A 24,014-nucleotide genomic window follows, 5' to 3' on the forward strand; every position below is an offset into this window, starting at 1 on the left:
CTCCATGAACCGCATGATCCTGCTTCGCGTCGTCGGCATCTGCACCGCAATCGTGCTGGCGCTTCACGCCGGCATGGCGTTCTACGGCGATCTGACAAGGCCGAACTTTCGTGCCGTCGATTTGTTCTCGGGCGAGCCTCCGCCCGACAAGGCGAAGCTGGCAGCCGCCGCTGGCTTGGCCGCGTTTTCATGGGATGGCGACCTGCTTGCGAACTACGCGGCAGCGACGGCCGCTGACGTTCTTCGACCTCCGTCGACCGAGGCGGGCGGCAGGGCCAGCGAGAACAAGGCAGCCCAGGCCGCCGTCTTGGCTGCCTTGAAAGTCTCACCGATCCGGCCCGCGCTGTGGCTCACGCTCGGCACGCTACAGGCCCAATCCGGCGAAGCGGTCACGCCGGCGGTGAAGATGTCCTACTTGACCGGATCGGTGCCGATCGACGTTGCCTTCGCTCGCGTCCGGACCGTAACGTCGAGCGCGGCGGCGACCGATGAGGAGATCAAGCTTCTGGCGCAATCCGACATCCGGTCGGCGCTGGCCAATCGCTCGCGTTACGAGCCTCTGCTGATCGCGGCCTATGTGCAGGCAACGCCGCAAGGCAAATCGCTGCTGCTGGAGACGACGAAGATCACCGATCCCAAATTCAACGAGATCTTGCGGCGATACTGAGCCCGCTTCAGCCTTGTGGCTATCGCTTCCGGGGCTGCAGCGAATTCCTCAGCGTACCGATTTCGGATTGACCGGCACAAAGTCCTCATCGCGGCGCGGCTGATCGGACCGCCCCTTGTAGACGAACATGCCCTTCTTGGTCGCGACGATGTCGCCTCGCTGCAGGCTTTCATCGTTGAGCAGGCTCTCGGTCGCGACAAGGTCCGGATCTACCGGAATGGGCTTGGAGAGCTCGGGATGCTCCCGCCGCTCGTGCAAGACGTCCTTGGCGCGGCGCCGTGCGTCCTCGACCCGCTGGCGCCATTCGTCGCGCGTGACTTCCGGCTCGCTGGATGGAAGATAGTCGTTGAGCGAGGGCGCCAGCTCGGTCTGGGCGAGACCCAAGGCCGGACAGGCGAGACCAAGGCCGAGTACACCGGCAACGGTTGCGACCGTCCGAGACAGCGTCCCAAACCGCATTTCACAGTGACCACGTCGACCCGTTCGCACGCTGGTGACTCCCTGACAGAGCGACAAGGACGGCCATTGGGCAACGTCCTCATCTTCCACACCTCAGCCTACACCTTTGTCAGTGGCAGGAAAGCCAGTTCGCGGACCAGCTTCCCTGGGGCCTTCCCGCAAAAAATCGAAAAACAACCCCATGCACAGTAGCCGGAGCCAGTCGGATCAATGGGTTACAGTTTTCCGAAATGGAATTGACCGTCGGGCAAAACAGGGGCAGAATGGCATGGTCCGGAGAGAGGTCGACCGGATGACCGAAGAACCTGAGATCCGCGTCACGTGATCGGCTCAAGGGCAAACTCTGCTCTAAGACCTCATTAGGTCATTGCTGCTAACTTTCGGCATTCGCCCTGTGGAGTTGCTGAGAATGCGTGCAAGTCCGGTATTGCTGGCAGGTGTTGCCGTTGCGGCTTCCGTCATATCGGGCCCCGCGGCGCAGGCCAGCCCCCTCTGCATCAAGGAACGGACGCCGTTCGCCTTATCGCAGGATACGGTGAGATGGACGATGTCGATCGAACCCGGAGCCGACTGCATCCAGGGGCTACGTTGGTCGTACATGCAGATCTTCAACGTCTCGGTCGTGAGCGGACCATCGCGAGGGCAATTGGCGGTGGTCGGGTCCGGCTTCCGCTATTCGGCCGAAAGCACGACGCGCGGTGCCGACAAGTTCACGCTGCTGATCTCGGGCAAGAACCGGCACGACCCCGGCACCTCGACCCTGGAGGTCGAGGTCAACCCACAATAGCCTGTCTCACAGCCCGTCAGGCGGCTAATAGCGGCTCGACCCGCTCCCCCGGGTTCTGTTCCCGTGATAGGGCCGGGCGCGTCCGCCGCTCGTGACCGGCGGCTCGATCCGGCTCGGAATATTCCGCGTGGCGTTGGGAGGCGAGGGCTGCGAGGGGTTGACGATGACCACGTTGCGATTGGGCGTCGAGGGGTCATTGACGCCCTGGGCCCAAGCGCCGGCAGGCACGGCAAACGCGAGTATGATCAAGACTAATCGTTTCATGCGACATCTCCCGATCAAGAACGTCAGGGAGCCGGACACCGTTCCTTCACGGCTGCTTGACGGTTCGTTGCGGGCCCTCACCTGGGCACGGCAACCAGCTTGCCATCCCTCCAAACGCCTTGGGCGGCCCTTCCGGCAGGAAGGCTCCCCGTCACGTTCCGGACAGCGGTCGGCCGGGACGCTGCTTGGGTGGTCTGCGCTTTTTTCGTCGGTGTCGTGATGATGCTGGAGCTGGTGGTGTTGGCCTGATCCTTGGTCCCTTGCGCAGAAGCAGACTGAACCAGGAAGGCCAAAAACATGGTTGCTGTCAAAACGCCGCGCATGGTCAAACACCGGAATGAGGAGCCGGACGAAATGTCACAGGTTTCTGCCCAAAAGCAAGCGCCTCGAGACGATCGTGCAGGACCTTTGCAGGGGCGGCCATAGAGCGGCCCACCCGCCCGAGGGGAGCCGGGGTGAAAAGCCTAGCGAAACAGCATTATCCGGGCTAGTTGATCGGCCTTGATGACCGAGACCGGCGACACAGCAGCCAACGCCTCGAAGGCGCAAGAGATCAAGGCCGGACTCGTCCGCCTGCTGTCGGGGCGGATCCGCGAGATCTCCGACGACCCGCGGCAGATGCGGGATGTCGTCTACGAGTTGGCCCGCGTCAAGCTCCTGGAACAATTCACCCCCGCCAGTGCGTGGGAAGCACGAGAGCTCCAGCAAGTCCTCGAACGCGCCATTCGGGAGGTCGAACGGTCCTTTGAGCGAGGCGGAACTTCCTCATCGGCAAAGGCGAGTGCCACCGTCGCGTCGAATTCTCCGCAAGTCGATGCCCCTCCTCACGCGCGGGTTACTCCCCCGCCCATTCCAACGTCGCCTGCTTTGGCTTCCCCGACCCCTTCCATGGCCGCGGAAACGCCACGTCGTCCTGTCGCATCGCCGAGATCGCCCGACCGTCCCAAACAGAGGGCGGCCTTCAATTCCCTCATTCGATTGACCGCCATCCCCCTGCTCATTGCGGGCGCCGGGACCGCGATCGTCTCTTGGCCACGGCTGAGGACACAACTGACCGCATTGTCGCAGGTGGCGCCGCCGTCCGAGCGCGCGAAGACTTCGGATCCTCAACCGACCACCATTCCGAGTCCCTCGCTGGGCGAGACCGTGGAAAGAACGTCGGAGAACCCAAAGGAGCCGGCGCCAGTTGCGCAACCCTCGATGCCTTTGCCGACGACGTTCGGCGTCTACGCCTTGAGCGAGGGCCAACTCCATGAGCTCAAGCCGGTGCCCGGAAAGATTCCGGACCGGCGCGTCGCGATCTCGGCAGCGATCAACGCACCGAGCGTGACCACACTGACGGATGGCGATGTCAAATTCATCGTGTTCAGACCCGATGGGGGCGTTGACGCAAGCGGCACCGAAGTTCGGGTCGTCGCGAAAGTTTCCCGGGCGTTGGGCGTCGATGCCAGCGGGAAAGCCGCCATGGTCAACGCCGGCGATTCCTGGGTCATCCGCAGCATGTCCTACCCCTACAAGGTAGGTCCGATCGAACAGCAGTCGCGAATGCTATTGCTCCAGCCGGAGCAGGACGGCTTCACGCTCGCTCCCGGCCGCTACATCGTCGTGGTCAAGGGGATGGGCTACGACTTCACGGTCGCCGGAACGGTCACCGATCCCAATCAATGCGTCGAACGCATCAATGCGGCGAACGGCGCGTTCTACTCGCCCTGTCCGCCGCCACGACGCTAGCCACGGCGTCCCCGTTTCTTATTTTGAAGGCCTGTTGTCCTTTGGCGCATCCGCCGGCATGTCATCGACCTTGCCGTTATTGGCGACGCATTTCTGGAAGTATTCGCGCTGATCCTTGCCCGTTCCCTTGGCGCTGCCGGCCGCGGGATTGCCGATTTGTCTGGGTGGAAAGGCCCTGGCGACCGCAGCATCGCATGCGCGCGCCACTTCGGCGGTGATGGCCGAAGCCGTCGCCGGCGCAGCCAGAGTCAAAACACCTGCCAATCCAACCAATGTCTGTAGATTTTTGACCGGCACCTCTGCTCTCCTTCAAATCCGTCAATGCTTGCCGGAACCATAGCAAAAAGGATCGCAGCACCAAACCGCAAAGCGATACCGAATTGTCACGCGGTCTGCGCTGGGTGCCGCATACGACTCCTGGCGGCATCCTGAGTGCACGCCTCCTCCTTCGAGACGGCGCTTACGCGCCTCCTCAGGACGAGGCTATTCGGCGTCCGTGGCCGTTGAAGCTGTTGTCGCGCACTCCGTCCCTCCCGAGGAGCCCGCCTGATGCGCGCGTCTCGAGGGATGGCTGCAGAGCGCTAGCTGTCGAGCTGCGGCGGCTTGAAATCCGGAAAACGCGTGAGCATTGCGGTCTTGACGAACTTCAAGTGAGCAATGGTGCTTGCCAATTCCTTGAGCCGTCGCTGGCCGTTCGAGATGTCGGCCGCGAAGAGATCCTGATGATAATTGTCGAGCGGCTCCCGCTCGAGATATTCGTCGGTCCCGTTTCCGAAGGTGACGGATGCACGCGCCAGGGCATCGTCAACGCGCCGGTTGAGCCCGGCCTGCTCCCTCTCCGCCTCCTGCAATGCCGTTTCGATCGCCGCCAGGACGGCACCGATCCGCACGCGGTCGGTCTCCGCATCGCGCTCGACGGAGCGGGCCTTGAAACCCTTGTCCTCGCGGCGGGAGCCGAGAAGATTGTGCGCGCGCGCTCTCAGGAACAGCTGAAACATTTGGGCCATCCCACATTCGAGATTCAGGCGGCTTACCATCGGTCAGACATAGTTAACAAAGCTTAAAGCTTGCTCCCGTCCCAGCCGGCTTTGTGCGATCCAGACCAGCCAAGGATATAGTCAAAATGAGGCCGAATCCCGTGTTCATCCGGCAAGCAGCCACGAAGCGGCAAGCGCACGGTGGACGAGCACGTCTGCGCTTCGCATTGATGAAGACGGTTTCGGCGGATTTCGAATGCGGCCGCTGGCGGTTGCAGACGACATTGACGAAACATCCGCGCTTATACGGAGCGCCATGCACCAACTTCTTCTCGGTAAGGTTGAGAGGTTAGCTTAATCCGCGTTGTTTGTTGCGAACTTTCACGAACCGCTTATCCATCTCTCGCACCGGGCTCCCCCAAAGCCCGGCCCCGCCCAAGCAAAGCCGTCGAGCGAATATGGGTCCGCTTGGCGGCTTTGTCGTTGTGTCGACGAGAGGATCGTTTCGTGATGGCGCGCAGGCCCTGGTCGTTCAAGGAAGACCGCCGGCTCATGGAGTTGGCGAAGTCTTCAGCCTCGCTGGAGCAAGCGGCGAAAATTCTCGGGCGCTCGCCCGATGCGATCAAGCGCATGGCGTTACGGCTTGGCCTTTCGTTGAAGTCGAAGACGGGCAAGAAGACCTGACTTCGGCGCGGCTCACGCCGCACACCTCACTCCGCACAGTCCGTCGCGGCGCCTGCAACGTCGAACCGCCCGAACGTATCACCTTGAAAGCAGGCATGTGCGAGCGGCGACGGCGGCAGACGCCTTTAACGATACTTTCGGCTTTCGAACCTGACGAACAACCAACCCTGTATGTTGGCGTCATGCGCAGGAACCACATCATAGCAGCTGCGAGCATCTGTCTTGCGCTCATCGTCTATGCCACCCTGGCGAGGCTGGCGGGCAGACCCGCACTCATGGGGCATCACGAGGCCTATTGGGTCGTCGTGATCGAGCGCTTCAGCGCCTACGGGCTGCTCGGCTTCCTGCTTTCCTTCCTGCTGCCCGGACGGTTCGGTCTGGCCTGCTCTCTCGTCATCGCGGTCGCTATGGGGCTGGAGCTGCTGCAGGCGTTCATACCCGACCGCGATCCGGGCTTCCTCGACGTGCTGCAGAAGGCGGCGGGAGGCACCGTGGGCGTCATGCTCGCCCAGATGATCCTGGCTTTCTTGCCCAGACCACCTTCCTAAGGCGGCCGGCTCAAGCCACCCGACGGCTGTTGCGGGGCTCGGAGGGAGCCAGCAGTTCGGCCATCTGCCGATGGGTGTTCTGCAGCGCTTCAATGGCGAAATCGAGATCGAAATCCGTCTCGCGAACGGATGCAAAGAATTTGACCGTCAGTGCCAGATCGAGTTTGACGCGTGTCATCCCATCGCGGCTCTTGCGACGATCGAGCGACAAATGGATGGCGCGGTCCCGGGCCTCCATTGCGCCGCAGCCGCAAAGCGCACCGAGTTCGTCGTATGTCATCCAGATTTGAGGCATGTTCTTCCACCACGCTTGACCGGCCACAATACTAGCTCTCGCTTCTAAAGGCGGCATTGCTTCAGCGCGGCCGCGGCGTGACTTCGAGACAACAATGTCAATGCAATGCTAATCAGGGCGGCAGGTGCAGGCTTCTCGTGAAGCTACGCGGAGCGTCGTCGATCTGGCTCTTACTTGGGCGAGCCAGCCGTGAACGGATGCCGCCTGCGGGAACGGCCGTCGAGCCCCTTGGGCAGCTTATCGGCCTTGAGCTTCACGACCGCGCTGCGGGCGTCGGCAGCCGGAGCGTCTTCCTGGCTGTAGATCAGCGTCACCTCGAACTTCACGTCAGGCGCTTCCCGGGCCGTTCCCGAACAGGTCGCCATCGCACCGGTATATACGCCCGAGAGATCGACCTCGACCTCGTCGAGCCCGAACACGGTCGGCGGCCCGTCGGCATGTCGCCGCGTGGTTAGAACGGCCGTGAAACGCTGGTCGTCATGGAACTGATAGGAGCCGCCATAGGTGAAGAAGCTGTCGCTGCCGGAAATCCGCCCCTGGGCCAGATGCACGATACCGGTGCCTTGCGCTTGCGCGGTTCTGAACCACGCCGCGTATTTGCCTTCTTTCAGCATGGAGACACCCGTCGTGATTTCCACGCGTATTTGCAACGAACCGTAGGGCGCGACAATGACCGGCGCGGTGAGCATTCCGCCACGGTTAACGCCGTGCAAAGTCAATCCGTCAAATTTCCGCCGGCGCAGGAGGCGGCGCCCGCGGCAAGATCAGAACAATTCTATGCCGTCGTCCGCGGTCTCGACTGCCTCGACCCGGCGCACGGCGGCGATCGACGCCAGCCCGAACGTTTGCAGGAACGCCCGATGCACGTCCCGCTCGCGTTCCATCGTGTAGCGCGCAAAGAGCTGGTCGAGCACCGCTTCGTCCTGCGCTTGCGGCCGCGGCTGCTGCGCGGCTGCGCTCGCGGCCTCGAGCCGCGCCGCGACCGCGGGCAATGCCGCAGAACCTTCGCCGAGCGTGGTCATCAGGCCTTGCGCCGAATTCATCAGGCCCTCGAATTCCGCACCTTCATCGACGAGCCGGCTCATCAGCTTGCCGAGCCGTTCATTGCCGGCCTCGACCTCGCGCAGCGCCTGGAGGATCTGCGGTTCGAGCTTGGCGAGCTGCGTGGGATCGCCCTGCACGCGGAGCTCCTTCAGCTCGCCGGCCGACCGCTCGATGCCGTCGAGCACGGGCCTCAAACGCCCCGCTCCCACCGAGACCTGGTCGGCCGTTGCCTTGAGCTCGTTGGCAATGACGACGAAAGCGCTGCCGCGGCTGCCGAGATGGCTGGCCTTGAGGCCCGCATTCATTCCGATCAGCGTGATGTCGATTGTCGCCTCGGCCAGCCCGGCGATCGCCTGGCGAAATTTCGTCAGCGTATCCTCGACGATCGCGAGCGCCTCGTCGACCGATCGGCCCGCACCCTCGCAGGTGGCGATCAGCGCCGATGCGTGCGCCAGCGTCTGCTTGATGCGTGTCAGGAACGACGACGAGCCGCCATCCTCCCCGCCGAACAACGTGCGGCCGTGCCCGACAACGCTGCTCGCATCGTGCAGGATGGCGGTCAGCGCGCGGACGATCTGGCCGATGTCGCCGCCGAACTCGCGCTGGGCATCCCTGAGCTGGGCCGCCTGCAACTGGCAGATCGCACGCGCCCCGTCATCGCTCGCGATCGGTTCGGGAACGAGGCCCGGGGCGGCTCCAGACACAAGGGCGAGGCCGTGGGAGACGTGCTCGAGACGCTGACGCGTGCTGTCGCCCGCCTGCAGGGAAACGATCGCGCTGCCGACCGCCTCGGCGATCTTCCTGGTGCTGGAGCTTGCGCGGTCGGCCAGATGGCTGCTGTTGCGGCGCTGATCATGCAATCCGGAATAGGCGGAGCCGAGTTCGACGCTCTCCGCCGCCAGTTGATTCCGGTAGCGGCTCTCGAACTCCTTCTGCCGGCCGAATGCGGTGGCGACCGCCTCCGAGAGGCGCTGCTGATCCCGCGCACAGCCCTCGATCGCGCCCTGCACGGCCTTGCCGAGATCATAGGCTTCCTGCGTGAAGGCGAGAAAGCCCTCGCGATCGCCGTCGAGCGCGGCTGCCTCGATCCGCGCGCTGCGGGCGATGATGGTGATCATCTGGATGTGCTTGAACAACGGCTTGAGCAAGGCAGACGCCTCCGCCGTGCTCTTGCCGATCGTCTCGAGCAGGGCGCTCTCGGCCGGCAGCGCCTGCGCCAGGTCGCTGAGCCGCGCTGCGATTTCCTGTAGCGCGGTCGCGGCGCCTTCGATCTCGGCACCGGAGAGCTCCGAGGACAGCGTTGCGAGGCCCTGGTTCAGCTCCTTGAAGATGAGATGTCCGCGTCCGAGCTCGTGACCGACGCGCGCGAACACGTCCTCAATACGCGAGGAGACATCTTCGATCGCGGCGATCGCCTCGGTAAGCGTGTCGGCGGGAATGACGGACATTGCGCTCAACCTGCCACCGCAACGTGCCCGGTCTGATACCAGAGCATGATTTCGCGCGGGATATGGTTCAGCGATACGACCTTCTCGACGCCGCCATGGGCGATGGCTTCCTTGGGCATGCCGAACACCACGCAACTCTCTTCATCCTGAGCCCGCGTCGAGGCGCCGAGCTTGCGCATCTCCAGCATTCCGCGCGCGCCGTCATCGCCCATGCCGGTCATGATCACGCCGAGCGCGTTGGCGCCGGCATGTTGGGCCGCCGAACGGAACAACACGTCGACGGACGGGCGATGCCGCGACACCGGCGGCCCGTCCTTGATCGCGATCTGGTAGCGCAGCCCGATGCGCTGGAGCAGCATGTGGCGGGCTCCCGGCGCGATATAGGCGCAACCCGGCAGCACCGGTTCGCCGTCCTCGGCCTCCTTGACCCGGATCTGGCAGACGCCGTCGAGACGCCTGGCAAAGGCTGCGGTGAAGCCTGCCGGCATGTGCTGGACGATGACGATGGGCGGACAGTGCAGCGGCAGCACCTCGAGGACGTCATTGAGCGCTTCGGTGCCGCCCGTCGAGGCACCGATGCACACGATGCGTTCCGTGGTCGGCCGGACCTTGCCCTGCACCGGCGGCGGGATGATGGCATCGGCGGTCAGCTTCTTCTCGATTGCGCGACGCTCCGCGCGCGGGCGCACCCGGGCGCGGGCGGCCGACCTCACGGCCTCACGCAGCCGCGTGGAGCATTCGAGCAGCGCCTGCCGTGTGTCGATCTTCGGCTTCGGCACGATGTCGACTGCACCCGCCTCGAACGCCTCGAACATCACGTTCGAACCCTCTTCGGTCAGCGAGGAGCAGATGATCACCGGTATCGGACGTTGCGCCATGATCTTGCGCAGGAAGGTCATGCCGTCCATGCGCGGCATTTCGAGGTCGAGGATGATGACGTCAGGCAGCTCCTTCTCGAGCCGCTTGGCCGCCACGAACGGATCGGACGCGGTCGCCATCACCTCGATCTCGGGATCTTCACTCAGGATCGTCAGCAGGATTTGGCGCACCGACGCCGAATCGTCCACGATCAGCACGCGAACTTTCTCCCTCGGCATTCTGGTTGCGCTCCGGCTAGACCTGGAAGATGGTTGGCTGAACCTGCTTCAGCCCTGGCACTGCACTGTGAATCATCGATTCCGAATGCCCGACCAGCAGATAGCCGCCCGGGCGCAGATGGCTGCACAATTGCTCCACCACCTTGCGCTGGGTCTCGCGCTCGAAATAGATCAGGACGTTGCGGCAGAAGATGATATCGACGTCGCGATCGACGGGATAAGACTTGTCCATGAGGTTCATCCTCATGAAGTGCGTCATGCGCCGCAGCTCAGGTACGATCCGCACTTCGCCGCGCGACCTGTCCCGGGACGACGAAAAATATCGTTTCACGAACTGCTCCGGCACGGGCGCGAGCACGTCGCGGTTGTAGATCGCCGTCCTGGCGAGGCGCAGCACCGCGGTCGAGATGTCGGTCCCGAGGATGCGGTACTGGAAGCGCGAGCCGCTCCGCGTCATGTCGTCCAGCACCATCGCGGTCGTGTAGGCTTCCATGCCGGTCGAGCTCGCCGAGCTCCAGATCTTCAGATTCGCGTTTCTCCGTCCATGCGCTTTGAGCAGGGCGGGAACCGCGACTTCGCGCAAGAAAGTGAAGTGCTGCGGCTCGCGGAAAAAGTCGGTCTTGTTGGTCGTCACCACATCGATGAGATGAGTGAGCTCGGTGTCGAAATGGTCCGCCTCGAACAGGTTCTCGACGTATTCGTTGAGGTCGGAGAAGTTCAGCGCGCGCACGCGCTTGTGCAGCCGTCCCTCCAGCATCAGCCGCTTGCCCTGCGGCAGCTTGATGCCGACCTGGCCCTCGATCAATTCGGCGATGGTGCGGAAATGGCGGTCCGAAAGATGCACGGCCGTGTCCTGCATGGCAGGCATCATGGCTGCTTGCCCCGACCCGGGACGGCCACCTGCATTGCATAACGGGCCATACGGAGCATCTGGAATCCTACACTTTAGCTAAAATTGCCGAAGACGGACCGGCCCGCCAATGGCGGGCCGACGCGTCAGAATCTTAGCGCTGGAAATCGGCGTCCCGATCGTCCTCGCCGTCGTTCATGTCGAAGGCGAAACCGCCGCCACCGGCAGCCTTCACGGCACGCGCCGGCTTGGCCAGCGGCTTCTTGGCCGGACGCTCGACCGCCGCCATGGTGGCCGCCTTGGCGCGCAGCTGATTCACCGCCCGGTCGATCGGCGCGGCGGCGTGGCCCTTTCCGCCCTGCTCGATGCGGAAGTAGGCGATGGTTGACTGGAGCTGTTCGGCCTGCGAGGCGAGCTCCTCCGAGGTCGAGGACACCTGCTCGGAGGCGCTGGCGTTCTGCTGGCCGACCTTGTCGAGCTGCTGGATCGCCTGGTTGATCTGCGCCGAACCGACGTCCTGTTCGCGGCAGGCCGCGGTGATCTCCTCGACGAGCTCAGCGGTCTTCTTGATGTCGGGAACGAGCTTGGACAGCATGGCGCCGGCCTCCTGCGCCACCTTGACGGTGTCGGTCGAGAGCGTGCCGATCTCGGCCGCGGCCGCCTGGCTGCGTTCGGCGAGCTTGCGCACCTCGGAGGCGACCACCGCAAAGCCCTTGCCGTGCTCGCCGGCGCGCGCGGCTTCCACTGCGGCGTTGAGCGCGAGCAGATCGGTCTGGCGCGCGATCTCCTGCACGATCGTGATCTTCTCGGCGATGGTCTGCATCGCGCTGACGGCACGGCCGACGGCTGCGCCCGAAGCTTCCGCATCCTTGGCCGACTGCGCGGCGATCTTCTCGGTCTGGTTGGCGTTGTCCGCGTTCTGCTTCACGTTGGAGGCCATCTCCTCCATCGAGGACGAGGCTTCCTCGGCGGAGGAGGCCTGCTCGGTCGCGCCCTGCGACAGCTGCTCGGCGCTTGCGGAGAGCTCCTGGCTGCCGGCCGAGACGTTCTGCGCGGCGGTGAGGGCTTCTGCGACGATCTGCCGAAGCTTCTCCACCATGCGTTCGAGTGCCAGGCCCAGCGTATCCTTGTCCGACAGCGGCTTGGCTTCGACCATGAGGTTGCCCTGCGCGATCTCATTGGCGACCGCGGCGGTCTGATTGAGATTGACGGTCATCGCATTCAGCGACTTGATGAGGTCGCCGATTTCATCATTGCTGGATGAATCGATCTTTTGGCTGAGATCGCCGATCGCCACCGCATCGGCAAGGCCGACCGCGCTGGAAAGCGAACGGCTGATATTCAGAGCCATCCAGGTCGCGGCAGCGATGGCGATGACGAGCGAGGCGAGGATCAGGGAAACGAGAATCAGGGTGGCGTGGCTTCCGTCGACTTTGGCCTGCTCGCTCTCCGCGGCCATCTGCTTCTTCACATAATTGATGTAGTCGCTCGCCGCCGTGAGTGCCGGCGTGGAGGCCTTCAGGCCCTCGGTCATCGACCGCTCGGTCGCCCTGGCCTTGTCCTGTTTGGCGAGCGCAAGCGTCTGATCCTGTACCGCGTTGGAGTTCGCGTAGGCAACGGCAAAAGTATCGATCAATTTCCTGCCGGTCTCGCTTGCGCTGGAATAGACCTCGTCCTTCACCTTCATCGCGCGTTCGCGCAGTTGGGCGATCTGGCCGATGAACTTGTCCTGGTCGGCTTCCGCCGCGAGGATAGTGTTCTTCTCGGCCCGCACCTGAAGCAGGACGGCCTCCTGAAGTTCGCCAACCTTTGCCAGCCGGCCGGCACGGGCAGACAGGTGCTCGGCCGTCGCGACCATGTCGTTCAACTTCAGATACGCGACGCCGCCGGCGATCATGGACAGCAGGATGACGACGCCGAAGGCGCTGGCAAGCTTGGCTTTGACGGTGAATCTCATGTCAGTCTCGTTGGTTCGAATTGGGGTGTTTACGCGTGATCACGCTTGACTCTTGCAACTCAGGCGGCGCGAGGTGCGTCCGCGCCGGCATCGCGCCCTTCCGGGATCTTGTCGTTCGCCATCAGCTTGGCGAGGTCGAAGATCACGACGAACTTCTCGCCCTTGCGACCGATGCCGACGGCATAGTCGGATTGCCATTTCCCGCCGACCTCGGGGATGGGCTCGATCGCCTGCTCGTCGATGTCGGTGACCTCGAACACGCAGTCGGCGACGAAGCCGACGCCGACCAGGCGGTCCTTCATCGGCACGTCTAGGATGATGATGCGGGTGGCTTCGGTGGACGGCACGCTCGGCAGGCCGAGCTTGGTCCGGAGGTCGACGATCGGATAGCCGCTGCCGCGCACGTCGATCATGCCGAGCAGGAAGTTCGGGGCGTGCGGAAGCCGCGAGATCGGCCGCATGTCGAGGATCTCACGGACATTGCGGATGCTGATGCCGAACGTCTCGCCGGCGAGCCCGAGCGTCAGATATTGCGAGGTTGCGGCCATGATGCAGTCCAAGAATCCGGAGGTTGGCAAATGAATGCGGCCCGGCACAACGGCCGGACCGGCTGATCAACGCTGGAACTCGGCGTCGCGGTCGTCTTCGCCGTCATGCATGTCGAAGGCGAAGCCACCACCACCGGCGACTTTCATCGCGCGCGCCGGCTTGCGAACGGGGGCCGGCTTCTTGGTGTCGCGATCCACAGCCGCCATGTGCGCAGCCTTGGCCCGGAGCTGACCGACGGCGCGGTCGATCGGCTCGGCCGCGGCATTCTCCTTGCGTGCCGCGTGCTCGATCCGGAAGAACGAGATGGTGGACTGGAGTTGCTCGGCCTGCGAAGCGAGCTCCTCCGAGGTCGAGGACACCTGCTCGGACGCGCTGGCGTTCTGCTGGCCGACCTTGTCGAGCTGCTGGATCGCCTGGTTGATCTGGGCCGAACCGACGTCCTGCTCGCGGCAGGCCGCGGTGATCTCCTGCACCAGCTCCGCGGTCTTCTTGATGTCGGGCACGAGCTTGGACAGCATTTGGCCCGCCTCTTGCGCGACCTTGACGCTCTCGGTCGAGAGCGTGCCGATGTCCGCCGCGGCCGCCTGGCTGCGCTCGGCGAGCTTGCGCACCTCGGAGGCGACCACCGCAAAGCCCTTGCCGTGCTCGCCTGCGCGCGCCGCTTCCACTGCGGCGTTGAGCGCGAGCAGGTCGGTCTGGCGCGCGATCTCCTGCACGATCGTGATCTTCTCGGCGATGGTCTGCATCGCCTCGACGGCACGACCGACGGCGACACCGCTGGCCTCGGCGTCCTTGGCCGATTGCGCCGCAATCTTCTCGGTCTGGTTGGCGTTGTCGGCGTTCTGCTTCACGTTGGAGGCCATCTCCTCCATCGAGGAGGAGGCTTCCTCGGCCGACGAAGCCTGCTCGGTCGCGCCCTGCGAGAGCTGCTCGGCGCTGGCGGACAGCTCCTGGCTGCCGGCCGAGACGTTCTGCGCCGCCGTGATCGCCTCGGTGACGATCTGCCGAAGCTTCTCGACCATCACGTTCAGCGACCTGACGAGATCTCCGATCTCATCGTTGCTCGCCGAGGGGATGGTCCGGCTGAGATCGCCCTCCGCGACCGCGCCCGCAAGGCCAACAGCCCTTCCGAGCGAACGGCTGATAGAGATGGAGATCCAGAGCGCGGCCCCGATAGCAACCGCCAGCGAGATGCCGATCAACGTCATCAGCAGGAATTGGGCCTGGTGCCCCTCTGCCTTGGACTGGACCGCCTGCTCGGCCATCTGCTTCTTCGTGTTGACGACGTAGGCGCCCATGGCTTCCATCGCGTCCGCGACGACCTTGCGGCCGTCACCCATCGAGCGCTCCATGGCCTTGGGCTTGTCAGTCTTCGCAAGCCGAAACGTCTCTTCCTGGTACGTATTCATCTTCGCGTAGGTGGCTGCAAAGCTGTCGAGCAGCTTCCGGCCCCCCTCGCTCGCCAGCGTGTAGACCTCATCCCTGGTCTTCGTCGCTTGCTCGCGAAGCCTCGCGGCCTCAGCGGCAAACTGCTCGGCTTGAGCTTCCGTTCCAAGAACTGCGTTCTTTTCGGCGCGCAGCTGAAGCAGAATATCCTTTTCGATCTGCGTCGCCTTCTCCATGCGGTTTGCACGCAGGACCATGCTGTCGGCAGTGGCCATCATGTCGCCGAGCTTCATGTAGGCCACGCCGCCCGCGAGCCCGGACAGGACGATGACCAAGCCAAACGCGGTGGCAAGCTTTGCCTTGACGGTAAATCTCATTTCCAGCCCCTACAGATCTCGCCCCCGAGACCTCATTTCAATTCAGAATGCGTTCCATGTTGGGAACGATGACGAACTCTTCACGCCACTTCGCGATGAAGCGAATGAACTCCGGCTTCCAGTGCATGCCGACACGTGGCGTCTGCTGCACGTCGGTCTGCGCGATTTCCGTGACTTCGTAGACCTTGTCGGCGGTGAGGCCGACCAGGACGGGCTCGCCGTCGAGCTCGAGCTCGATGACCACGATGCGCGTGTCGGCCGAGTTGTCGAGCTGCGGCATGCCGAAGCGGATGCGCAGGTCCGCGAGCGGAATGACGTTGCCGCGCACGTTGATCACGCTGGGAACGAAGGCGCGCGCACCCGCAACTTTGGTCACGGGAACGGGATCGATGATCTCGCGGACGAGACCCGCGTCGAGCGCAAACTTCTCCTCGCCGAGGCCGATCATCACGACCTGCATTGCGACGGACTGATCCTCGCCCGCCAAATTCCCGTTCATCACGCCGCCTCGCTGATATGCTGCTTCTCGACCTTCGACTGCGCCAGCGAGACCAGCTGCGCGACGTCGAGGATCAGAGCCGCCGTGCCGTCACCGAGGATCGTCGCGCCGGAGAAGATCGTGACGTCGGAGTGCAGCTTGGAGAGCGACTTGATCACGGTCTGGTGGTTGCCGATGATCTGGTCGGCGACGAGGCCGACGCGGGTCTCGCCCGTGGAGATGATGATCGTCTTCTGGTGCTTGTCGGGCGAACCCGACGAAGACATGATCTCGCGCAGCCGCAAGAACGGGACGAGGTTGCCGCGCACATTGAGGAAGTTGCGGCCGCGCGAACGCTCGTCCTCGGCCGTCAGCTCGACGCACTCCTCCACCGCCGACAGCGGAATGATGTAGCGACCCTCGCCGACGCGGATCAGGAGGCCCTCGATGATCGCGAGCGTCAAAGGCAGGCGCAGCGTCACGGTGGTGCCTTGTCCCGGCCTGGTCGACAAATCGATCGTGCCGCGCATGTTCTCGATGGTACGCTTGACCACGTCCATGCCGACGCCGCGGCCCGACAGCGCCGAGATGGTCTGGGCGGTCGAGAAGCCCGGGTGGAACAGGAATTGGTGGATCTCGTGATCGGTCAGCACGGCGCCGGCCGCGATCAGCCCCTGCTCCTCCGCCTTCGCGCGGATGCGCGCGGTGTTGAGGCCGCCGCCATTGTCCTTCACGGTGACCAGCACCTGCGCGCCGGAGTGGACGGCGGCGAGCTCGATCCGGCCCTGCTCGGTCTTGCCATTGGCAGCGCGCGTGGCGGTGTCTTCGATGCCGTGGTCGATGGCATTGCGGATCAGGTGCACCAGCGGGTCGGCCAGGCACTCGATCATGGTCTTGTCGAGCTCGGTATCCTCGCCTGTGGTGACGAATTCGACCGGCTTGGACAGATCCCGCGACAGATCGTGCACGAGGCGGCGGAAGCGGCCGAACAAGGAGCCGATCGGCACCATGCGGGCACCCATGGTGGTGTCGCGCAAGGAGGAAGCGAGGCGCTCGATCTCCTCGGCGATCATCTTGATCGAGAGGTCGGAGCCGGACGATGCGAGCTGGGTCAGCCGCGCCTGGGCGATGACGAGCTCGCCGACGCGGTCCATCAGTTCGTCGAGGCGTTCGGCCTGGACGCGGACGGTGGCAATGCCGCGCTCTTCGCGCTTGGCTTCGGGCTTCGGCTCCGGCCTCGGTTCAGATTTGGGCTCGGTCTTGGCGACGGGCTGCTCGGCGACCGGCGCGGCGGGAAGCTCGACCGGGGGCGCAGGCATCTCGGCCATGGGCGCCGGCTCCTCGTCGATAAGCTGAAAGAGCGGTGCAGGCGCGGGCGCTTCGACATGCTCGAGCGGCGAGAGGGTGAGCTTCAACTCGTCCTGGACGAACATGAAGACGTCGTCGATCGCGTCCTTGTCGCAGGCCGCGTGCAGCTTGACGTCCCACTTCAGATAGCAGTCTTCCGGCTCCATCTCGTCGAGGAACGGGATGCCGTCGGTGACAGGCACGACGAAGCAAGGTCCGAGCTTGCAGAGATCTTCCAACAGGTCGAGCGGATTCGAGCCGTTGCGCAGGATGTGGGATTCGAACTCCAGATAGAGGTGCCAGCCGGCCTGCTTGCTCCCGCCAGGCGCCAGCGGCGGCGCCTCGGCGATCTCGACGACCGGAGCGCCAGGCCTGTCGGCCGAGACGAAGCGCTTGAGATCATCGAGAATGGCTTCGCCGATAATGTCGTCGGTCGACTGCGGATCCTCGATCAACGCACGGATATAGTCCTTGGCGGCGAGCGCGACCGAGATCAGCTCCTGCGTCGGCTTGATCTCGCCCTTGCGGACACGGTCGAAGGCGGTCTCGAACTCGTGGGTGAAGGAGGCGACCTTGTCGAAGCCGAACATGGCGCCCGAGCCCTTGATCGTATGCAGGGCGCGGAAGGCGGAATCGACCAGTTCGCGGTCGTCGGGACGCTGGCCGAGATCGAGCAAGGCCCCTTCGAGAACTTCAAAGAGCTCACTGGCTTCCTGACGAAAGACCTCGGTCGGGTCCATTGCGCTCATGTGCGCACCAACTTGCCGACCACGGCGAGCAACTGCTCAGGCTTGAAGGGCTTGGTGATCCAGCCGGTGGCGCCGGCGCTCTTAGCCTCCTGCTTCACCGTCTCGTTGGATTCGGTGGTCAGGAACACGATGGGCATGCCGATCGCGCTCGGGAGCTTGCGCAGTGCGCGGATCAGCTCCAGCCCGTTCATGACGGGCATGTTGAGGTCGGTGATGACGAGGTCGAGCTTGCCGGCCTGGGCCTTGGCGAGTCCTTGCGCACCATCGCCGGCCTCGATCACGTTGTGACCGGCCGGCTCGAGCACGACCTTGATCATCTGCCGGATGCTGGGGGAATCGTCGACGGTAAGAATCGTGGCCATCAGGTGCCATCTTTCTTTTGCGGGAAGTGCTGATCGATCATCGCCTCGCTGGCGAAGCCGGCGCGGCGAAGGGTGTTGCGCAGAGACTGAGAGAATGATGTGAGCACCACCGGGCGGCCTTGGGCCTCGCCCGTCTTGGCGGTCGACAGCAGAAGCTGGATCGAAGTCACGTCGGCCTTGTCGACGCTCGAACAGTCGATCTCGAGCCGCTCCTGGCGGCCGAACGCCTCGCGAATGAGCTCATAGACGTTGCGAATGGCCGCGATGCTGCAATCGGCGGGCAACCGCAACGACCACTTCGGCTCCGTGGGATTGAGCGCCATCGCTGCACCCGCCTTTGCTAGAATTCCGACACTCGTTTGACGCGAATCGAGTGAGCAAACCCCTAACACGGGCATCCGTACAACTACGGGTGACACTCGTTCGGAATTCGCGCAACTGTACGCAGGCGTGCACAACCTGCTGAGATGTCATCGAGACGTGCACATCCGTGCGGCCGTTTGCTTCGCGTTAAATTCGCTTGGGCTATGGCTGGGGTTCGTGTCTTTGCCAGTGAAGAGAGCCCCGGCCACCAATGCTGACCCAAGCGCTCCTGGTTGATGACAGCCGCTCCGTCCTCAACTTCCTGAAACGTCACATCGAGGCTGAAGGTCTGGTCGAGGCCACCACCTTCCTCGATCCCGTGGAGGCGCTGGCCTGCGCGCAGGAGCGCGCCTTCGATCTGGTGCTGGTCGACTACGAGATGCCGCATATGGACGGCATCGGCTTCATCCGCGCCTTTCGCGGGCTTCCCGGCTGCACCGACATCCCGATCGCGATGATCACCTCGCGTCAGACCGATGACGTCAAGATGAAAGCGCTGCAGGCCGGTGCAACCGATTTTCTACCCAAGCAGCCACAAAGCCTCGAGATGACGGTGCGCCTGCGGAATTTAGTTCAGCTTGGTGCAGCCGTGCGCAAGCTCAACGACCGCGCCGCGCATCTGGCCAGCGACGTCGCAGCAGCGACACGAAAGCTCGGCGAGCGCGAGGAGGAGATCATCCTGCGGCTCGCGCTCGCGGTCGAATACCGCGACAACGACACCGGCGAGCACACGCTGCGGGTCGCCAAATACAGCCGTATCATCGCCGACCAGCTCGGGCTGCCGGCCCGGCTCTGCCGCGACATCTATCTGGCCGCCCCCCTGCACGACGTCGGCAAGGTCGCCATTCCCGACAACATTCTGCTTAAGCCGGGCAAGCTCACCGACGAGGAGATGGCGGTGATCCGGACGCATGCGACGATCGGCGAGCGGATCCTGGCCGATTCCAGCTGCGAGCTGATCCGGCTCGGTGCGCAAATTGCCGCAGGACATCACGAGCGCTGGGACGGCGCAGGCTATCCGAACGGCCTCAAGGCGGATGAAATTCCAATCGCCGCACGCGTGGTCGCAGTCGCCGATGTCTTCGATGCCCTGACGACGCGGCGGCCGTATAAGGAGCCGATGCCGCTCGAGGCGGCGCGCAATTACCTGGTCGAGAACGCGGGCCGGCAGTTCGATCCGACCTGCGTCGAGGCCTTCCTGTCGCGCTGGGACGAGGTGGTCGAGATCGCCGCCGGTCGGCGGACGACTCCTTTTCAGAGGACCGACGCCCCTCTCGCTCCGTCGTAGTGAATGCGGCGGAGAGCGGTTCGATCCAGGGCCATTCGGCCGGGGCCGTCCCGACCGCCTTGGCAATCCGCCAACATCTTGCCGCGGCTTCATTTTTCTCCGGTCGCCGGTTTGAACCTGTTCCTGCTAGAGTGGCACCAATAACCAAGAGTGATTCTGGTCACACTTGCCCGGACGCCCTGCTGCTAGGCATTGAACCGGGACGGGGCGGCAGAGCATCGTCGAATTGGATGAGAATTCCCATGAAAAGCCTGATTGGCGCCTGTGTCGGCGCGTTCTTCCTTGCGGCCCCCGCTTTAGCGCAGACTCCTGCCGCGATCGTCGAGGACGTCCAGGGCAAGGTCGACGGTATCGCGTTCATGGACTATGTGGCGCCGGGCAAGATCATCAAGCTCGGGCCCAAGGCCAGCATCACGCTCAGCTACCTCAAATCCTGCGAGCGCGAGACGATCAGCGAAGGCGTCGTTCTGGTCGGCACCGAGCAGAGCACCGTGCAGCTGGGCGAGGTCAAGCGGGAGAAGGTGCCCTGCGATACCAATGCGGCAAAACTGTCGGAGCGCCAGGCGAACCAGAGCGCCGCAACGACCTTCCGCACCGTGCGGTCGGACGCGAAGAGCGCCCCGTCCAAGCTGCCGACGCTCTACGGGGTCGCTCCGCTGGTGCAGGCCAGGAGCGGGAGCACGCTGGTGATCGAGCGCACCGACGGCAAGGAGCCCACGATCACCGTGCCACTCAGAAACGAGACCATGGTCGGCGGCAAGTTCTATGACTTCGCCAAAGCCGGGAAGTCGCTGACGCCCGGCGGCAGCTATCTCGCCATTCTCGGCGCCAAGCGCTACGCCTTCCAGATCGACGCCAGCGCGACGTCATCGCCGACGCCGATCGTCGGCCGCCTGCTGCGGCTCGAATAGGCGGCTCCGCGAAGGCGCGATGCGGCGGATCGGCAGGCGGGACATCGTTGCGACGATCCTGATTGCGCTCCTTGCGGGCGCGATCTTCACGTCACCGCCGCTTCAGACGCTGCAAGGTCTCTCCCTCGACATCCTCACGGCGCTGCGCGGCAAGGTCATTGGCGATCGCCGTGATCCCGCCACGTCGCCCGTCGTCGTGGTGGCGATCGACGGAGAGACCTACGACACCCCGCCCTTCAAGGGATCGCCGACCCAGACCTGGACGCGCGAGATCGGCCGGGTGCTCGGGAGCATCGCCGAGGGCGGCGCCAAGGTGATCGGCTTCGACGTCATCTTTCCGAGCTCGATCGAGCAATCCGAGATTTCCTTCGGCGACGCGCCGCTCGGCACGCGCATGAAGGGCTTTGACCGGGACTATCTGATAGCCCTGCGGCAGATCTCCGACACCGGCAAGCTGGTGCTCGGCGAAATCCTGAGCAACGACCATCCGGAGAGGCCCTACCGCGCGCAGCAGCTGGCGGTGAAGAACAATATCCGCGCTCTCAACGTCCATACCGACCCCGACGACGTGATCCGACGGATGCCGCTCACCTTCTCCATCGGTGACAAGCCGGTGCCCGCGATGGCGGTCGAACTCGCCGCGCGGGCACTCGGCGCCAAACCCGAGATCGGGCCATCCGGCGTGATGGAGCTGTCCGGCTACGCGATTCCGAGCGCGGAGCCCAATACGCTGACGCTCAACTTTCGTGGCCTGGGCCGCGACGTCCCGACCTATTCTTTCGCCGACCTGCGCGCCTGCGCCGAGAAGGGCGACCGCGATTTCTTCCGCCGCGGCTTCGACGGCAAGGTCGTATTGCTCGGCACCATCCTCAACTTCGAGGACCGCAAGCTGACCTCGATGCGATTGTCGGGCGGCTATGACGGCTCGCCCGCGCCACGATGCGCCCTGCCCGCTCGCGCCGGCACCGCGCAGAAGGCCCGTAGCGACATCGCAGGTGTGTTCGTGCATGCCACTGCGATCCGAAATCTGATCGAGCAAGACGCGGTGACCGAGCTCGGCTTTGCCGCGCGGACCGTTCTCACGATTGCGCTCGCGGCGATCATCGCCTGCGCGGCCTGCATGCTCGCACCTGTCGGCGCGGTGACCGCCTGGCTCGCCGTCGTCGCCGTTTACGCAGCCCTCGCCGTCGCTGCGTTCGTGCATGCGCTGGCGCTGCCTCTTGTTGAACCGGCCCTGGCGAGCCTCGCCGCGCTGGCGATGATGATCGGCTACCGATTCGTGCTGGCCGATCGCGACGAGCGCTTCCTCCGCAAGAGCTTCGCCTATTATCTCGCGCCCGAGGTCATCGATACCATGGTGGCGTCCGGCAAGATGCCGGCGCTCGGCGGCGAGATGCGCAACGTCACCATGTTCTTCTCCGATCTCAGCGGCTTCTCCTCGATCGCGGAGACCATCACGCCGGTGGAGCTGGTCACGCTGATGAACGAATATCTCTCCGCCATGACCGACATCATCGAAAGCCATGGCGGCTACGTCGACAAATATATCGGCGATTCCATCGTCGCCATGTTCGGCGCGCCGGCCGACGATCCCGCGCACGCGCGCAACGCGGTTCGTGCCGCGCTGAAGTGCCACGAGAAGCTGGCGGAGCTCAATGCCGGCCATCCGGCCTTCGCCGGTCACGGCCTGTCGCATCGCATCGGACTCAACAGCGGCGAAGCCGTGGTCGGCAATATCGGCTCGCGGCGCCGCTTCAATTACACCGTGATGAGCGACACCGTGAACGTCGCCTCGCGGCTCGAGGGCGCCAACAAATATTACGGCACCGCGATCATGGCGTCGGAAACCACGATGGCGCAGACCGGCAACACCTTCGCCTGGCGCGAACTCGATGCGATCAGGGTGATGGGGCGCGGCGAGGCCATCAGGGTGTTCGAGCCGCTGGCGGAGAAGGACGCCGAGAGCGACGAGCAGACGAGGGTGGCCGCGGCGTATGCGGAGGGGCTGGTATGCTGGCGCACACGGGAGTTCGCGAAGGCCGCTGACGCGTTCGATCAGGTCGCGAAGATCGATCCAGCGTCGGCGCTGTTTGCCGAACGCGCGCGAGCGCTCATCTCAGATCCACCACCGCCGGACTGGACACCAGTCAACACGCTGGAAGGGAAGTAGCGGCCCTTACCTTCCCCTGGAGGGTGAAAGAGAGATCGTCGCCTCTAAAACGGCAGCCCCACGTAGTTCTCCGCGAGCAGGCGCTGCGCCGTTTCGGACGAGAGCAGATAGTCCAGCTCCGTTTGCTGCAGCCGATCCTCATATTCGAGCCGGTCGGGAAAACGGTGCAGCAGCATCGTCATCCACCAAGAGAAGCGTTGTGCCTTCCAGATACGCGCGAGCGCCTTGGCGGAATAGCCTTTGAGACCGGAATCGTCGCCGCTCTGATAATGCGCGAGCAAGGCGTGGTAGAGATAGTAGATGTCGGAAGCGGCGCTGTTCAGTCCGCGTGCGCCGGTTGGCGGCACGATGTGGGCCGCATCGCCGGCGAGGAACAGCCGGCCATAGCTCATCGGCTCGGCGACGAAGCTGCGCAACGGCGCGATGCTCTTCTCGATCGACGGCCCCGTGATCAGGCGCCCGGCGACCTGCTCCGGCAGGCGGCGCTTCAGCTCGGCCCAGAACGCATCGTCGCTCCAGTCCTCCACCTTGTCGGTCAAAGGCACCTGGATGTAGTAGCGGCTGAGCACCTGCGAGCGCAGGGAGCAGAGCGCAAAGCCGCGCTCGTGCTTCACATAGATCAGCTCGGGCGACACCGGTTTCGTGCGCGACAGCACCCCCAACCAGCCGAACGGATAGACCTTCTCATATTCACGCAGAACGTCCTTCGGGATCGACCTGCGGCTGACGCCGTGGAAACCATCAGCGCCGACGATGTAGTCGCAATCGATGCGGATCGTTTCACCGTTCGAGCGATAGGTCACGTAGGGCCGGTCCGACGTCAGATCGTGCGGCGTCACGTCCTCGGCATTGTGCACGACCTTGCCGCCGAGCCGGTCGCGCGCCTCGTAGAGGTCGCGCGTCAACTCGGTCTGGCCGTAGACCAGCACCGAATTGCCGCCGGAATGCTTGTGCAGGTCGATCTTGGAGAGCACGCCGTCATGGGCAATCTCGAACCCGCGGTGAATCTCCCCCTCCCGGTCCATCCGCTCGCCGCACTGGGCCTCGCGCATCAGCTTGGCAAAGCCGTGCTCGAGCACGCCGGCACGGATGCGGGCGAGCACGTGATCGCGGCTGTATTTCTCCAGCACGATCGTGTCCATGCCCTTCAGGTGCAGAAGCTGCGACAGCAACAACCCGGACGGCCCACCGCCGATGATACAGACCTGAACTTTCATTTTTGCATC

At 64.1% G+C, this 24,014-nt stretch carries 24 protein-coding genes; 7 read left to right on the top strand and 17 right to left on the bottom strand.

What is annotated here, in order from left to right; translation table 11 throughout:
- The first annotated feature begins 4 nt into the window (after positions 1–4).
- On the top strand, positions 5–667 hold the full coding sequence (locus ACM42_RS04505) for a hypothetical protein (RefSeq protein WP_271526788.1): 663 nt from the start codon (positions 5–7) through the stop codon (positions 665–667).
- A gap of 48 nt (positions 668–715) precedes the next feature.
- Here ACM42_RS04505 and ACM42_RS04510 read toward each other — a convergent pair whose 3' ends face one another.
- A complete protein-coding gene (locus ACM42_RS04510) occupies positions 716–1,126 on the bottom strand; it encodes a hypothetical protein (protein ID WP_271526789.1) in 411 nt (136 codons plus the stop codon).
- Positions 1,127–1,673: 547 nt separating this feature from the next.
- On the opposite strand from ACM42_RS04510, the gene ACM42_RS04515 reads away from it, so the two are divergent.
- Entirely contained in the window at positions 1,674–1,913 is a 240-nt protein-coding gene (locus ACM42_RS04515; protein WP_271526790.1) for a hypothetical protein, read from the top strand.
- A gap of 24 nt (positions 1,914–1,937) precedes the next feature.
- Here the strand turns inward: ACM42_RS04515 and ACM42_RS04520 are convergent, their stop codons facing one another.
- The gene (locus ACM42_RS04520) at positions 1,938–2,177 is read right to left on the bottom strand and encodes a hypothetical protein (RefSeq protein WP_271526791.1); all 240 of its coding nucleotides are present in this window, start codon (positions 2,175–2,177) and stop codon (positions 1,938–1,940) included.
- Positions 2,178–2,681: 504 nt separating this feature from the next.
- On the opposite strand from ACM42_RS04520, the gene ACM42_RS04525 reads away from it, so the two are divergent.
- Positions 2,682–3,908 carry a hypothetical protein gene (locus ACM42_RS04525; RefSeq protein ID WP_271526792.1) on the top strand — a complete coding sequence of 409 codons (1,227 nt, stop codon included), beginning with the start codon at positions 2,682–2,684 and terminating at the stop codon, positions 3,906–3,908.
- Positions 3,909–3,926: 18 nt separating this feature from the next.
- Here ACM42_RS04525 and ACM42_RS04530 read toward each other — a convergent pair whose 3' ends face one another.
- Positions 3,927–4,205 carry a hypothetical protein gene (locus tag ACM42_RS04530; RefSeq protein ID WP_271526793.1) on the bottom strand — a complete coding sequence of 93 codons (279 nt, stop codon included), beginning with the start codon at positions 4,203–4,205 and terminating at the stop codon, positions 3,927–3,929.
- Between the two features lie 284 nt (positions 4,206–4,489).
- Positions 4,490–4,906: a hypothetical protein gene (locus ACM42_RS04535; protein WP_271526794.1), complete on the bottom strand. Its 417-nt coding sequence runs from the start codon at positions 4,904–4,906 to the stop codon at positions 4,490–4,492.
- An 845-nt stretch (positions 4,907–5,751) separates the two neighbouring features.
- Here ACM42_RS04535 and ACM42_RS38465 point away from each other — a divergent pair.
- Positions 5,752–6,117 carry a VanZ family protein gene (locus ACM42_RS38465; protein WP_333921126.1) on the top strand — a complete coding sequence of 122 codons (366 nt, stop codon included), beginning with the start codon at positions 5,752–5,754 and terminating at the stop codon, positions 6,115–6,117.
- Between the two features lie 10 nt (positions 6,118–6,127).
- On the opposite strand, the gene ACM42_RS04545 is transcribed toward ACM42_RS38465, so the two are convergent.
- From ACM42_RS04545 to ACM42_RS04600, 12 genes are all read right to left on the bottom strand, one after another.
- On the bottom strand, positions 6,128–6,412 hold the full coding sequence (locus ACM42_RS04545; protein WP_271526795.1) for a hypothetical protein: 285 nt from the start codon (positions 6,410–6,412) through the stop codon (positions 6,128–6,130).
- Between the two features lie 170 nt (positions 6,413–6,582).
- Positions 6,583–7,026: a hypothetical protein gene (locus tag ACM42_RS04550; RefSeq protein WP_271526966.1), complete on the bottom strand. Its 444-nt coding sequence runs from the start codon at positions 7,024–7,026 to the stop codon at positions 6,583–6,585.
- Positions 7,027–7,176: 150 nt separating this feature from the next.
- Positions 7,177–8,904 carry a chemotaxis protein gene (locus ACM42_RS04555; RefSeq protein WP_271526796.1) on the bottom strand — a complete coding sequence of 576 codons (1,728 nt, stop codon included), beginning with the start codon at positions 8,902–8,904 and terminating at the stop codon, positions 7,177–7,179.
- Positions 8,905–8,909: 5 nt separating this feature from the next.
- A complete protein-coding gene (locus ACM42_RS04560; RefSeq protein WP_271526797.1) occupies positions 8,910–10,001 on the bottom strand; it encodes a protein-glutamate methylesterase/protein-glutamine glutaminase in 1,092 nt (363 codons plus the stop codon).
- A 16-nt stretch (positions 10,002–10,017) separates the two neighbouring features.
- Positions 10,018–10,872, bottom strand: coding sequence for a CheR family methyltransferase (locus tag ACM42_RS04565; RefSeq protein WP_271526798.1), 855 nt, complete (start codon positions 10,870–10,872; stop codon positions 10,018–10,020).
- Between the two features lie 133 nt (positions 10,873–11,005).
- Positions 11,006–12,808, bottom strand: coding sequence for a methyl-accepting chemotaxis protein (locus ACM42_RS04570; protein WP_271526799.1), 1,803 nt, complete (start codon positions 12,806–12,808; stop codon positions 11,006–11,008).
- 59 nt (positions 12,809–12,867) lie between these two features.
- The gene (locus tag ACM42_RS04575; RefSeq protein ID WP_271526800.1) at positions 12,868–13,356 is read right to left on the bottom strand and encodes a chemotaxis protein CheW; all 489 of its coding nucleotides are present in this window, start codon (positions 13,354–13,356) and stop codon (positions 12,868–12,870) included.
- Positions 13,357–13,422: 66 nt separating this feature from the next.
- A complete protein-coding gene (locus tag ACM42_RS04580; protein ID WP_271526801.1) occupies positions 13,423–15,120 on the bottom strand; it encodes a methyl-accepting chemotaxis protein in 1,698 nt (565 codons plus the stop codon).
- Positions 15,121–15,157: 37 nt separating this feature from the next.
- On the bottom strand, positions 15,158–15,619 hold the full coding sequence (locus ACM42_RS04585) for a chemotaxis protein CheW (protein ID WP_271526802.1): 462 nt from the start codon (positions 15,617–15,619) through the stop codon (positions 15,158–15,160).
- Positions 15,619–17,694 (bottom strand): chemotaxis protein CheA, encoded by a 2,076-nt coding sequence (locus tag ACM42_RS04590; protein WP_271526803.1) that lies wholly within the window; start codon positions 17,692–17,694, stop codon positions 15,619–15,621. Before ACM42_RS04590 ends, ACM42_RS04585 begins: the two co-directional genes overlap by 1 nt.
- Positions 17,691–18,056 carry a response regulator gene (locus ACM42_RS04595; protein WP_239621677.1) on the bottom strand — a complete coding sequence of 122 codons (366 nt, stop codon included), beginning with the start codon at positions 18,054–18,056 and terminating at the stop codon, positions 17,691–17,693. The genes ACM42_RS04590 and ACM42_RS04595 overlap by 4 nt, the downstream gene beginning before the upstream one ends.
- Positions 18,056–18,379: an STAS domain-containing protein gene (locus tag ACM42_RS04600; RefSeq protein ID WP_028178231.1), complete on the bottom strand. Its 324-nt coding sequence runs from the start codon at positions 18,377–18,379 to the stop codon at positions 18,056–18,058. Before ACM42_RS04600 ends, ACM42_RS04595 begins: the two co-directional genes overlap by 1 nt.
- A 251-nt stretch (positions 18,380–18,630) precedes the next feature.
- On the opposite strand from ACM42_RS04600, the gene ACM42_RS04605 reads away from it, so the two are divergent.
- The 3 genes from ACM42_RS04605 (at position 18,631) to ACM42_RS04615 (ending at position 22,788) form a co-directional block, all read left to right on the top strand.
- On the top strand, positions 18,631–19,707 hold the full coding sequence (locus tag ACM42_RS04605) for an HD domain-containing phosphohydrolase (RefSeq protein WP_271526804.1): 1,077 nt from the start codon (positions 18,631–18,633) through the stop codon (positions 19,705–19,707).
- Positions 19,708–19,949: 242 nt separating this feature from the next.
- A complete protein-coding gene (locus tag ACM42_RS04610; RefSeq protein WP_271526805.1) occupies positions 19,950–20,618 on the top strand; it encodes a hypothetical protein in 669 nt (222 codons plus the stop codon).
- 19 nt (positions 20,619–20,637) lie between these two features.
- On the top strand, positions 20,638–22,788 hold the full coding sequence (locus ACM42_RS04615) for an adenylate/guanylate cyclase domain-containing protein (protein ID WP_271526806.1): 2,151 nt from the start codon (positions 20,638–20,640) through the stop codon (positions 22,786–22,788).
- Positions 22,789–22,832: 44 nt separating this feature from the next.
- On the opposite strand, the gene pobA is transcribed toward ACM42_RS04615, so the two are convergent.
- The gene (pobA, locus tag ACM42_RS04620; RefSeq protein WP_271526807.1) at positions 22,833–24,005 is read right to left on the bottom strand and encodes a 4-hydroxybenzoate 3-monooxygenase; all 1,173 of its coding nucleotides are present in this window, start codon (positions 24,003–24,005) and stop codon (positions 22,833–22,835) included.
- Between the last annotated feature and the right edge of the window lie 9 nt (positions 24,006–24,014).

This window comes from Bradyrhizobium sp. CCBAU 25338 (genome assembly GCF_028128965.1).
Taxonomy (GTDB): domain Bacteria; phylum Pseudomonadota; class Alphaproteobacteria; order Rhizobiales; family Xanthobacteraceae; genus Bradyrhizobium; species Bradyrhizobium liaoningense.